This is a genomic window from Endozoicomonas sp. ALB032 (assembly GCF_049310125.1).
Classification (GTDB): domain Bacteria; phylum Pseudomonadota; class Gammaproteobacteria; order Pseudomonadales; family Endozoicomonadaceae; genus Endozoicomonas_A.
The window spans coordinates 2,981,308-2,994,595 of sequence record NZ_JBLYNW010000001.1; the positions used below are offsets into that span (position 1 = coordinate 2,981,308).

The window sequence follows — 13,288 nt, forward strand, 5'->3', positions numbered from 1 at the left end:
TAAAATAAGTGCGCTTTCCTGTCAAAGTTTTTTTACAAAAAAAAACAAAGGTTGCACCGGTTAAAATCTCATGAAAGGGCGGGTGTCAGACTAAGGACCGCCATCGTCCCGATCGACATCAACATGTTTGCGTTTTAGATGCTCTCTTTTGATTTTCTCCAGAAATTTGGCGTTCTTGCAGAGTCTGTCTCAGGAACTCTGCAGGTTACCCTTGCGGACCAGGCTTGTGTTACAGGCTTTTTGCTTTCTATGTTTTCTTCTTTTGTGATCCGACAGGGCTTGAACACTTTTGCAGATTTTACCGCATGGCCGTCGCTGGCTATCAGCACCGATCAGGATCACGTCACAGATTTTTTGCTCGCTATGGCTCCTTCTTTTGTGATTCCAAAGAGCTCGAGCATTTTTGCAGACTCGATCGCATCGCCGATGCTTGCCATCCGCCCCTAACACGATCACGTCACAGGTTTGTCGCTCGCCATGTGTTTTTCTTTTGTGATCCGACAGGGCTCGAGCATGCTTGCAGATCTTCCCGCATGGCCTTGGCTGGCCATCTTCTCCGGTCACAGTCACGTTACAGGTTCTTTGCCCGCTGTGGACTCTGCTTTTGTGATCTGAAAAAGCTTGTGCAACACCTGTTTGGGAATGACGAGCTGTGCTTTGACTCAATTGTGACGATTCAGTGGTGTTTGGTTGTGTTTCTGAATTTCCCATTGGAGGAGGCAGTTGGGTGAATGTCAGGGAGCCCCCTGCTTCTTGAGAAAGACCGTGTGAATCGGGTGACCGATTAATGACCGGAAACTCAAGCGCGTTGGACGACAAACTTCTGTGGGATAGCACTTCATCATTGAGTAGCCTGTTAGTATTCTTTGTAAAGGCCACTCCTGCATTCATTAAGTCTGAAAAGCTGAAGCTATTGATCGGGTCGTTATCAAAGTTATACGCCTCCAGATCAAATAGAGGCCTGGAATCGAACGGAAATTCAATGTCAGAAAGATCGTCCAATGTTCCGACAGCCGAGTTTGGTTGGGAACCTTTAGCGCTCAAAAGATCAAAGTGACCTATGCAACTAAAGCAGCGCCCGTCAGCCAAATGGGGGCATGAGTTTTGTTCGGGTGTTGCTTTTATGTGAGCTCGCAAGTTTTCTATAGAATGCGACGGCCATTCATCAGGATCACTGCTATCGGATGATGGTCGGAATTCACAAGCGCCACGACAGGGATAGATGAAACAATTTAAACCTAGAGTGTGTGAATGTTGTTGTGGATCTTCGTTACCGTCGGCAGATTCAGAATACTGGAGATGAGTAAAATAGCCTGTAGGCTGGCTGGTGGCCTGTGGAGTACGCTGCCTTGATGATTCAGCTGGCTGATTTTGGGGTGGATTATGTCCGGAGCCAAGTGTCATAGTGATGGTCGCAAACAGTTGATCTCTCTGTGTCAAAATAGATGTCGACTGTAGTCTAATTGGTTTAAATAACTGTGAATCATGATTCCAAAAGCTTTTTAAAAGCCAGCAGGCAGTGACAACCGCTTCCAAAGGTAGCCAAGAATAAGGGGTGGAGCTATGGGAGTCGTCTTGAGTGGTCAGGATGAGTTCGTAAGCAACCAGCAGGTTCGAGACGTAAAGCCATTGCCGCGAAATCGACTCAGTGATAGACGAACAGACACGACTTTGTCGCTTTCTATCCGATGGCGAATCTGATCCTGTATAACCGTTTGTGTCGGCAATGTCTGAGGAGGGCGGCAGTGTACCTCGGCTACGCTTTATAAAAAAGCTCTGTTTTTGAGAACCCGAATTCTGTTCAATCTCAATAGTAAAAGGTCCTGTCCAGGTTTTGGCCTGACAGACGACAGAAAACGACAGAAGCGGCAAAAGCAGTGCCAAAGAGAGAGTATGTTTAATAATTCTATCCCTGGAATCTAGTTCACTGGCAAGAAGAATAGATCACCTAACGAAAGAGCGGAGGTCAGATCATTACTTATTTACTCAATCTTTTTAAGGGCTGAGGTCATCTTCCTGCTCCTCAGCAGTGTGCTTGCGTTTTCGATCTATTCTTTTATGTTGCAACTGGGTTTCAGCATTACTGCAGCCCCTGGCGCCCGGTTGCGACTGGCTGTTCCCTCTGTCTATGGTTGAGTCACAGATTTGTTGCCCTGTATGCTCTTTTCTTCTGTGAGTCGACAGAGACTGAGGTCTCCTGTAGACCTTCCCGCATGGTTGCAGCTGGCCATTCTCCCCGACTATTGTCACATCACAGATCCATTGCCGGTTATGAAATTGGCTTTTGTGAGTCGATAGACTTAGAGCACTCTTAAAAATCTTTTTGCATGGCTGAAGCTGTCCATTCTCCCCGACTATTGTTACGCGACAGGTTCTTTGCCCGCTATGATATTGGCTTTTATGAGTCGATAGTGACTGAGCATTCTTACAGATCTTCCCACATGGATGCGATTGACCATCCTCGCCGATTGTTATCATATCACAGGTCTTTTGCCCAGAATGATATTGGCATTTATGACTTGCCAGAGATTGAGCACTCTTAAAAATCTTTGCGCATGGCTTAAGCTGTCCATTATTCCCGACTACTGTCACATGACAGGTCTTTTGCATGCTGTGAGCTTTGCTTTTGTGAGATGACAGGGCGACAACACTCGTTGAGACCTTTCCGCACGGTTGTGGCTGGCCATCCTTCCCGACCACCTTCACGTGACAGACTTGTTGCCTGGGGTGGATTCTGCTCTTGTGACATGACAGGACTCGAGCATTCTTGCAGACTTTTCCGCATGGCCGTTGCTCACCATCCTCTCCGATCACTGTTGAATCACAGGTTTTTTCACCGCTATGTTCTCTGCTTTTGTGTTCCGACAGACTTTGAATACGCTTGTAGCTCTTTCCACAAAGTTGTTGCTGGCCATCCTCCCCGATCACTATTAAGTTACAGGTAGTTTGCCCGGTGACGATTATGCGATCTGAAAGGGCTGATGCTGCGGCTTTAGGGGGACGATCAGCCTGGCTTTGACTCAATTGGAATGATTCATGGGTTGTTTGTTGTGTTTCTGAAATTCCCGTCGGAAGAGGGGATTGGTTAAGTGTCAAGGAAAATCTGGCATTTTCGGCAAAACTCTGAAGATCAAGTGACCCATTAGTGGCCGGAAATTCATAGTCGTTGAAAGAAAAATTCCTGAACGTCAGCTCTTCATCATTGGGTGCTCCTATAGCATCCGATCTATAGGCTGCTCCTGCATTCAGTAAGTCAATAGAGTTGAAGTTATTGGCCGGGTTGCTACCAAAGTCGTTCACCTCTCGATCAAATAGTGGGCCAGAATCGAATGGCAATTGAATTTCAAAAAGCTCATCCAATGTTTTCAAAGTTGAGTATGCCTGGGAGGCTGAGGCGCATGCAGGATCAAGATAGCGCATACAACTGAGGCAGTGCCCATGGGGCAGATGAGGACATGTTTGTTGAGGTGTTACTGCGTTGTCTATCGAACTGTTTGGAGAATTCAGCGGCCTTTCAACTGAATCGCTGCTATCGGATGGTGGTCGGAATTGACAAACGCCATTGCAGGGATAGACGAAACAATTTAAACCTAACGTGTGTTGGTGTTGTTGAGAGCCTCCGTTGCCATCGGCAGAGCCGGAGTAAAAGATGCTGGTGAAAAAGTCTGTAGCCTGATTACTGGTCGCAGGGGTGGGTTGACCGGATGATTCTGATGCCTGATAGGGAGGTGGGTTATGTCCAGAGCCAAACATCGTGGTGATGGTTGCAAATCGGTGATCCCCCTCTGTCAACATAAGTGCCGCCTGTTGTTCAATTGATTTAAACAGCGGTGAATCGGGATGCCAAAAGCTTTTTAAAAGCCAGCTGACAGCTATAATCGCCTCCAAAGATAGCGATGAATAAGGAGCGCAGCTCACAAGAGCGTCTTGAGTGGTCAGGATCAGCTCAAAAGCCATCAGCAGATTCGTGGCGTAAAACCATCGCCACGAGATCGACTCAATAATGGTCGAACCAGCATGTCTGTGTTGTTTGTCATCGGTTGACAAAGCTGATCCTGGGTAGCTTTTTGTGTCGGTAGTGTCTAGCGGGTTTCCCGACAGTGTTGGCCGGTCAGACTTTATGGAAAAGCTCTGTTTTGAACTTGCATTCAGTTCAAGCTCAACACTAAAGCGTCCTTTCCACGGATTGGCCTGACAGACGGCAGACAGCCACAGTAGCAGCAACAACGGTGCCGCAAAGAGAAAGTGTTTAATAATTCTGTCTCTGGATCCTGATATACAGAGAGGAAGGATAGATCAAGAAAATAAACATGTTTTTCTGTCAAAAACATTCTCTTTAAAGCCGATGGTTGCTGCCGGAAAAAAAGCATGGAAGGTTGGGTAAATCAAAGGCCGAGGTCAGAGTCCAGACTAACAGGCTTGTGTTTTCGATGTCTTCCTTTGTGGTCCCACAGGGTTTTAGCATTCTTGCAGATCATACCGCATGGTTGTTGTTGGCCATCTTCCCCAACTACCATCACATCACAGGTTTGTTGTCCGGTGTGCACTCTGTTTTTGTGATTCGACAGGGCATTAGCATTTTTGCAGACCCTCCCGCATGGCCACTGTTTGCCATCCTTCCTGACCACTGTTTTGTCACAGGTTTTTTGCCCGCTGTGGCATTTGCTTTTATGCTCCGCCAGAGAGCGGGCATTCTTGCAGACCATACCACATGGCCACTGCTGGCCATCTTTCCCGACCAGATTCACATCACAGGTTTGACGTCTGCTGTGGTATCTTCTTTTGTGATCCGACAGGGCTTGAGCATTTTTGCAGAATTTCCCGCACAGCCCTGGCTGGCCATCTGCTCCGATCAGGGTCACGTCACAGATTTTTTGCCCGGTATGGTATCTGCTTTTGTGAACCGAAAGGGCTTTAGTATTTTTGCAAACCCTTCCGCATAGCTGCGGCTGATCATACTCCCCGCCCCGCAGCTCGTTGCATACCAGGTTCCCAACGTAGCATTTGCTTTTGTGATTTGTCATGAGTTCTTGTGTCTGAGTCAATTGGTCAAAATCGAATGGGCGGTGAATTTCAGGGAGTTCATTCAATGTTTCAAGAGCTGAGTGTTGTTCGGAATATGCTTCGTTTGCCGGATCAAAACCTATGCAACTAAGGCAGTATCCATTAGTCAAATGAGGGCATGAGCTTTCAATGAAACTCAGCGGCCATTCAGCGGGTGCTCTGCTATCGTGTGATGATCGGAATTGACAAACCCCAATGCAGGGATAGACGAAACAATTTAAACCCAGAGTGTGCAGGTGTTGTTGAGGATCTCCTTTACCGTCGCCAGAGCCAGAATACACAGGGTTGGTTAATGAACCAGCCATGCGGGTGATGGGTTGTGGGGCTTTCTGGCTGGACGATACAGATGGCTGGTATTCTTGCTGGTTACTTCCAGAGCCAAACATCGCTGCGATGATCGCAAAAATCGCTTTTACAGATAGCCATGAAGAAAAGTTCGAATTTAGAGGGAAGGGGTCGGTTGTCAGGGTCAGCTCGTAAGCAAGCAGTAGCTTTGTGACATGAAGCCATTGCCACGAAGTTGACTCAAAGGTGGTCGTTTTCACTTCGTAACGGCAAAGTTTTTGGCGTTTGTCATCGTGGGGCGAAGCTGATCCTGAACAGCCGTTTGTGTCGGCAATATCTGACGGGTTGTCTGGTAATGTCTGACGGTCATGCTTTATGAAAAAGCACCGGTTTGAAGAACCAGCATCCTGTTCATACTCGATCATAAAACGTCCTGTCCACGGTTCGGCCCAGACGACAGATAGTGACTGAAGCAGCAAAAGCAGTCCCGCAAAGAGTAAGTATCTAATAATACTGTCCTTGCTTTCTGGCTACAGAGAGGAAAGATAGATCAAGAAAATAAGTGTGTTTTTGTGCCTCCTTCATAAATGATGGGTATCATATCCATACCACTTATTCATTTACCTTTTTGTGGAGTGGAGTCATCCTCCCGGCGTTCATCAACAGGCTTGTGCTTTCGATGTATTCTTCTGTGATTCGAGGGGTCCATAGAAAGCTGGCAGACCTCCCTGCATGGACGCAGCTGACCATCCTCTGCGAGTATTTTTACGTCACAGGTTTATTGCTTGCTGTGAGCTGTTTTCTTGTGATACGTCAGGGTACAAATATTCTTGCAGACTTTCCCGCATGGCCATTGCTGGCCATCGTCCCCAATCAGGGCTGTGTCACAGGTTTGTTGTCCGCTATGGTATCTTTTTTTGTGATCAGACAGAGCTTTGGAGCCCTTGCAGCTCGCCTCGCATGGCTGCAGTCGGCCATCCTCCCTGATCATTATTTCGTCGCAGATTTGTTGCCTGCCGTGAGCTGCTCTTTTGTGATCTGACAGGGTCTTAAGACTCTTGCAGATCTTCCCACATAGCCGCTGCTGACCATCTTCCCCGACCATTCTCACGTCACAGGTTTGTTGCCCGCTGTGGTATCTTATTTTGTGATCCGACAGGGCTCCAGCATTCTTACAGACCCTCCCGCAGAGGTGCTTCTGGCCATTCACTCCGATGACTCTTGCGTCACAGGTCTTTTGCCCGGAGTGTACTTTGCTTTCGTGAACGGATAGCGATAGAGCATTCTTGCAGACTTGCCCGCATGGTTGCCGCTGGCCATCCTCTCCAACCAGGGTCATATAACAGGCTTTTGGCCCGGTGTGGGCTCTTCTTTTGTGATTCACCAGGGCTTGAATATTCTTGCAGACCATCCCGCATGGCCGCTGCTGACCATCCTCACGGACCACTGTAACTTTGCAGGTTGGTTGCTCGCTGTGATATTCGCTTTTGTAGTCCGGGGCCATTCCTTCTGAGGCAACCCCGTCTATAACGTTGTCGTACACGTTATGCGGCTTAAGCTCAACTGGTTGGCCAGAATTATATTGGAGATGAATGGCAGTGGGATCAATCCATGTTTCGATAGGTGGTTTTTGTTGGAAATATGTTGCGCCTGCAAGATCAAAATCACCTATACAATTAAAACGGCATTCATTCACCAAATGGGTGCATGAGCTTTGTCCTTTCGAACTTTCTTCGGTACTCAATGTCCATTCAGTGGGCTCACTGCTGAAAGATAATGGTCGAAATCTGCAAACGCCACGACAGGGATAGATGAAACAATTTAAACCCAGGGTGTGTGACTGTTCTTGAGGGCCTCCGTTACCGCCGCGATAGTCAATATTCACGAGACTGTTGAAAGAGCCTGTAAGGTGATTGGAGGCTTTCTGGAATTGCTGACCGGATGATGCTGATGGCTGGCATTGTTGTTGGTTATTTCCGTAGCCAAACATTGCATTGATGGTCGCAAACGGTTGATTCTGATTCGCCTCTTGCTGAGCCACTTTTGGTTCAATCGGGTTAAACATCGGTGAATTGGGGTTCCAGTAGCTTTTTAAAAGCCAACAGAAAACTATAATTGCTTCTGGAGGTAACCATGAATAAGGATTGGAGAACAGAGGAGCGTCTCTGGTGGTCAGGATAAGTTGGTTAACCGCCAGCAGATGAGTGGTATAAAGCCATTGCCACGAAATCACACTAATGATGGTTGTTTTAACTCCATAACTGCAAGATTTTTGAGGTATATCATCAGGGGGCGAATCAAATCCTGAATGGTCTGAAGTACAGATAATGTCTGACGGGTTTTCTGACAATGTGTGCTGGTCTTGTTTTATGTAAAAGCCCTGATCTGGAGAACCAGTATCCTGTTCAAACTCGACAATAAAACATCTTGTCCGGAGTTCAGCCTGACAGGGGAGGGACAACGTCAGAAGTAAAAACATCACTACCGCAAAAGGTGAGTGTTTGATAATTCTATCCTTGCTTTCTGGTTTACAGAGAGGAAGGATAGATCAAGAGAATCAGCATGCTTTTCTGCCAAAGATATTCTGTTCATAAACCTTTGCTAAAACCAAAGGCTACACCGGGCAAAAAGTCGCTGCGTATTGGTCAGACCTTTGCCGAACATATTAAGGATCGAGGTTATTGTCCAGATCCACATCAACAGGCTTGCGTTTTCCATGAATTCTTCTGTGAACACTGTCACCTTACAGGTTTTTTCTCCGCTGTGGAGTTTGTTTTTGTGAGTACACAGAGATTGAACATTCTTGCAGACTGCACCACTTAGCTGCTTCTGGCGATCCCTTCTGGTCACGGTGATATTGCATATTATTAGATTTTTGTCGTGTATTATTTCTTGCCCGGACAAGGTTTGTTGGCAGTGAGTAGCTCCTTTAGCTGGTGTTCCTTCGGGAACAAGGCAATCATTCCCGGGTATTGACGCATCATCGCTGAGTAACCCGATAAGAGCTTCTGTAAAGGCTGTCCCTGAACTCATTAAAAGCCAACTGAAAAATGCAACCGCTTCTGCTGCTAGGAGCCTGACCGAGAATAGCGCCCGTAGCGAGGACGGCAGAAAATTGAGGATGAAAATTCGGTTTTGTGAGGAGAATAGCGAGCTATTTGACGAACAAAAGCGGATTTTCAGACCAATTTGCTGCCACCGCAGTAGGGCAGTCTATTCTCGGTCAGGCTCCTAGCAGCCTGTCGGACTTAAGACTGTCCTACTGCGGTTGCAATAAATTGGTCTAAAAATCTCTGTTTCTTCGTCAAATAGCTCGCTATTCTCCTCAGAAACAGAGATTTTTATCCTCAATTTCTTGCAATCCTCGCTACGGACGCTTAAGTCCGACAGGCTGCTAGCCATGAATATTGAGTGGTGCCTGAAGAGGCGTCTTTGTTGATCAGGATTAGCTGGTAAACAATCAGAAGATGAAAGTTGTAAAGTAATTGCCAAAAAGTAGAATCAATAAGGGGCGTCTTCAGTGTGTAAATGCAATGTTTTCGTCGTTTTTTATCAGGTAGAAAACCTGATTCATTGTGGTCGTTGGTGACGCTAATATCTGAAGGGTTGCCCGACAATGTGCCCCGGTCAAATTTTATAGAGAAAGTGTCGCTTGGAGAACCTGCACCCTGTTCAAGCTCGACATTAAAGCGTCCTGTCCACGGTTTGGCCTGACAGACGACAGTCAGCGACAGTAGCACTCGGAAAAAACCATGAAAGGGTGCCAGACAAGGGATTAATCGCCCTGTTTCACATTCACAGGCTTGCGTTTTCGGTGTACTCTTTTGTGATTCGAAAGTTCCAGAGCATTGTTGCAGATCTTCCCGCATGATTGCTGCTGGCCATTCTCACTGATCACGATCACTTCACAGGTTCTTTGCCCGGTGTGGTATTTTCTTCTGTGATCTGACAGGGCTTTGGAACTTTTGCAAACCGCCCCGCATGGCTGCTGGCCATTTTCTCCGATCACTGACAGGTTACAGATTTTTTGCTCGCTGTGGTCTCCTCTTTTGTGATCCGACAAGGCTTGAGCACTCTTGCAGACCTTCCCGCATGGGCGCGGCTGTCCATCCTTCCCGACTATGGTCTCTGCACAGGTTTGTTGCCCTGTATGGTATCTGCTTTTGTGAGATGACAGGACTCGAGCATTCTTGCAGATTCTTCCGCATGGTCGTTGCTGACCATCCTTGTCGATCACTTTTTTGTCACAGGTTTGTTTGCCGGTGTGGAATCTGCCTTTGTGATTCATCAGGACTTGAGCATTCTTGCAGACCTTTCCACATGGTTGCTGATGGCCGTCTTCAAGGACCAGGGTCGCGTCACAGGTCTTTTCGCCGGTGTGGTATTTGCTTTTGTGAGATGACAGGGCTTGAGCATTTTTACAGACATGCCCGCATGGCCGCTGCAGGCCATCTTCCATGACCAGGGTCACGTCACAGGTTGGTAGTCTGCTCTGGTCTCTGGCTCGTATTTTACGACGCATACTGAGTAACCCATCGATTATAACAATGTCATCAGCGGTGACAGGCAAATGCCCCGACATTGGTACATTAGAATTGACTGGTCCGGCAGGGTCATTATTTGCTGCCCCTGCATTCATTAAATGTCTGGCGATTATAGAATCAACATGACTTCTGCAGCTCAAGCTGGGACCATTAGCCAAACAGGCGTGTGAGTTTTGTCCTGTTTGACCTGTCGAATGGTCTAAGGGATTTGGCGGCCATTCAGCGTGTTCATTGCTATCGAATGATGGTCGAAATTGACAAACGCCATGGCAAGGATGGAGGAAACAATTCAAACCTAACGTGTGTGAGTGTTGCTGAGGATCTCCTTTACCCTCGCCAGAGTGTAGGAAACTCGTGAAAGAGCCTTTAGGGTGGGTGGTAACTTGTGGGGCTTGCTCACCAGAAGATTCTGATGACTGATGCTGATATTGTGCCGGGTTATGTTCAGGGCCAGACATAATAATGGTGATCGCAAACGGGCGATTTTGGCTCGCTTCCCTTTGTACAATCGGGTTAAACAGCGGTGAATCAGAGTTCCAAAGGCTTTTTAAGAGCCAACCGACAGCGATAGTTGCTTCCAGAGGTATCCAGGAATAAGAAGGTGTCGCAAAACTCCAGTAACCCTTTCTCAACCCGGAGCAGATGAGTATTTTTGTGACAGCCTGATAAAGGGTCGGGCCCAGGGGCTTGTCTTTGTTGGTCAAGATCAGTTCATAAGCAACCAACAGCTTTGTTGCGTATAGCCATTGCCACGAAATCAACTCAATAAGAGTCTTTTGTATCTCGTAACTATAAATCTTTTGTCGTTTGTTATCAGGTGGCATACCCGCTTCTGCGCAGCCGTCAGTGTTGCCAATATCTGAGGGGGTGAGCGACAATCTGCGCCGGTCAAGTTTTATAGAAAAATTATGGTTTGGAGAAGCTGCATCCTGTTCAGGCTTAACAATAAAACGTCCTGCCCAGGGTCTGGCCTGGCAGACGACAGACAACGACAGCAATAGCAGTGCAGCCGGGACTATGTGTTTGATAATTCTATCCTTGCATTCTGGTTTACAGAGAAAAAGGATAGAACATGAAAATAAGGGTGTTTTTCTGGCAAAAAGCCTCTCTTGAAAAGCAAAAGTAGCATCTGGAAAAATCTCATGAAAGCTTGCCAGACTAGTCGTTCAGGTCCGTATCCATACGCTTGCGTTTTCGATGAAGTCTTTTGTGCACCGACAAGGCGTGAGCATTCAGGCAGATCTTTCCGCATCGCCGCTGCTGATCATACATCACGGCCACGGTCTCATCACAGGCTTGTTGCCCTGTGTGGTCTCTTCTTTTGTGAGATGACAGGTCTTGGGCATTCTTGAAGAACTTTCCGCATGGCCGCAGCTTGGTGTCCTCCCCGACCACGATCGCGTCACAGGTTTTTTGCCCGCTGTGGACCTTGCTTTTATGAGACGACATAGATGGAGCATTCTTAAAGATGATTCCGCATGGTCGCAGCTGGCCATCTTCCCCAACTACGGTTACGTCACAGATTTTTTGCCCGGAGTGGAATCTACTTTTATGAGTCGACAGGGCCTGAGCATTTTTGTAGAGCTTCCCGCATGGCCGAGGCTGGCCATCATCCCCGATTACAGTCCGGTCACAGGTTTTTTGCCCGCTATGCCCTCTGCTTTTGTGACATGACAGGGCTTTGGCATTCTTGCAAATCATTCCGCATGGCTGCTGCTGGCCATCCTGCCCGGGCTCTATTACCTCACAGACTTGCTGCCCGCTGTGGTCTCTGCTTTTGTGATCACCCAGGGCACGGTTATTCTTGCAAACCTTCCCGCATGATTGCTGCTGGCCATTCTCATTGATCACGTTCACTTTGCAGGTTTGTTGTCCCTTGTGGTATCTGTTTTTGTGAGATGACAGAGCGTTGGCGTTTTTGCAGACAGTTCTACATGGTCGCTGCTGGCCAGATTTCCCGGGCACAGTCTCTTGACAGATTCGTTGTCTCGTGTCGTCTGTTCTTTTGTGATCCGTCTGGGCCTGATCACTTTTGCAGGACTTCCGGCATGATCGCATTCGGTCATTCTTTCCGATCATGGTCACATGACAGATGTTTTGCCCGCTGTTGTCTGTGGCTTGTATTGCTTCTGTCTGGAAAAGATCAGGTTGGCTCTGAGCCGATTGGGATGATTCAGTGGTTATGTGTTGTGTTTCTGAATGGGTAGACGTGAAGGAAATCCCGGTTTCTCCGAGAAGATTCTGGCCACGTAGCTTGAGTAAACCGTTAACTATAACCAAATCATCAGCAGTGATAGGTAAATGTCTGCGCATTGGGATATCATCATTGACTGGCTCCATAGGGGCAGTATTTGCCACTTCAGCACTCATTGAACATCCAGGGTTGCAGCCATTCAGGTTGCCATCAAGACCATGGAGCTGATGCTGATCAGCCTGTTGCTCAGAAGGTTGGCCAGAATCACACTGGAGATGAATGTCAGGGGGATTAATCCGTATTTCGAAAGGTCGGATTTCTTGGAAATCTTTAGCGTTTACAAAACCAGAATGATCCGAATAACCAGGGCTGTATCCATTGGCAGAATGGGGAGGTGTTTTTTGACCGGGCTTAACTCCTGCGTGATCTGACGAACCGTCCTTGGAATTCGGTGGCCATTCACTGGGCTCTGTGCTGTTGGGTGAGGGTCGGAATCCGCAAACACCATGACAGGGGTAGACAAAACAATTTAAATCCAAAGTATGAAAGTATTGCTGAGGGCTCCGGTTACCCCGGCCAGAGGCAGAGTACAGAGGGCGAATTATAGAACTTGCAAGAGAGGGGGTGGCTTGTGAGGCCTGCAGGCCGGATGGTTCTGATGGTGGGTGTTGTTGTTGGTTACGCTCGGAGCCAAACAGCGCAGTGATGATCGCAAACGGGTTATTTTGACTCGCTTCTTGCGGTGCCTCTTTTAGTTCAATCAGGTTAAACAGTGTTGAGTGGGGACGGCAATAGCTTTTTAAAAGCCAGCTGAAAGCGATAACCACTTCGACAGGTATCCATGAACACGGGGTGGAGCGCGCAGAGGCGCCTCTGATAGTCAGGATCAGTTCGTAACCAGACAGCAGATGATTGGCGTAAAATAGTTGCCAGGAACTCGACTCAACAGGGGTCGTATCTACCCCGTAACCAGGGGGTCTGTGTTGATTGTCAGCAGTGTCTGACGGATTGTCGGACAATGTATGCTGGGCACGCTTTATAGAACAGCTCCGGCTTTGAGGACCTGCATCCTGCTCAAACTCAACAATAAAAGGTCCTGTCAAAGGCTCGGCCTGACAGACGACAAACAACGACAGCACCAACAGTGGTAACGAAAAGAATGAGTGTCTAATAATTCTATCCTTGTGTTCTGGTTTACAGA

At 47.6% G+C, this 13,288-nt stretch carries 8 protein-coding genes; all 8 read right to left on the reverse strand.

Annotation, left to right across the window (positions count from 1 at the left end; genetic code table 11):
- Nucleotides 1-189: 189 nt before the first annotated feature.
- Complete coding sequence (locus ACO6VG_RS11305; RefSeq protein ID WP_422473907.1) at nt 190-1,884, reverse strand: hypothetical protein; 1,695 nt, start codon at nt 1,882-1,884, stop codon at nt 190-192.
- Between the two features lie 111 nt (nt 1,885-1,995).
- Nucleotides 1,996-4,227 (reverse strand): C2H2-type zinc finger protein, encoded by a 2,232-nt coding sequence (locus ACO6VG_RS11310; protein WP_422473909.1) that lies wholly within the window; start codon nt 4,225-4,227, stop codon nt 1,996-1,998.
- A gap of 158 nt (nt 4,228-4,385) precedes the next feature.
- On the reverse strand, nt 4,386-5,774 hold the full coding sequence (locus ACO6VG_RS11315) for a hypothetical protein (RefSeq protein ID WP_422473911.1): 1,389 nt from the start codon (nt 5,772-5,774) through the stop codon (nt 4,386-4,388).
- 353 nt (nt 5,775-6,127) lie between these two features.
- The gene (locus tag ACO6VG_RS11320) at nt 6,128-7,828 is read right to left on the reverse strand and encodes a hypothetical protein (protein WP_422473913.1); all 1,701 of its coding nucleotides are present in this window, start codon (nt 7,826-7,828) and stop codon (nt 6,128-6,130) included.
- Between the two features lie 122 nt (nt 7,829-7,950).
- Nucleotides 7,951-8,382: a hypothetical protein gene (locus ACO6VG_RS11325; RefSeq protein WP_422139980.1), complete on the reverse strand. Its 432-nt coding sequence runs from the start codon at nt 8,380-8,382 to the stop codon at nt 7,951-7,953.
- Nucleotides 8,383-8,726: 344 nt separating this feature from the next.
- Nucleotides 8,727-9,089, reverse strand: a complete 363-nt coding sequence (locus ACO6VG_RS11330) for a hypothetical protein (RefSeq protein ID WP_422139981.1) — start codon at nt 9,087-9,089, stop codon at nt 8,727-8,729.
- 35 nt (nt 9,090-9,124) lie between these two features.
- Nucleotides 9,125-10,882, reverse strand: coding sequence for a hypothetical protein (locus ACO6VG_RS11335; RefSeq protein WP_422139982.1), 1,758 nt, complete (start codon nt 10,880-10,882; stop codon nt 9,125-9,127).
- A 169-nt stretch (nt 10,883-11,051) separates the two neighbouring features.
- Nucleotides 11,052-13,217, reverse strand: a complete 2,166-nt coding sequence (locus tag ACO6VG_RS11340; RefSeq protein WP_422473915.1) for a hypothetical protein — start codon at nt 13,215-13,217, stop codon at nt 11,052-11,054.
- Between the last annotated feature and the right edge of the window lie 71 nt (nt 13,218-13,288).

Coding starts and splice junctions, on each gene's coding strand:
- ACO6VG_RS11315 (WP_422473911.1), bottom strand. CDS start 5,774: ATGATCGAGTATGAACAGGATGCTGGTTCTTCAAACCGGTGCTTTTTC.
- ACO6VG_RS11320 (WP_422473913.1), bottom strand. CDS start 7,828: ATGTTTTTACTTCTGACGTTGTCCCTCCCCTGTCAGGCTGAACTCCGG.
- ACO6VG_RS11325 (WP_422139980.1), bottom strand. CDS start 8,382: ATGAGTTCAGGGACAGCCTTTACAGAAGCTCTTATCGGGTTACTCAGC.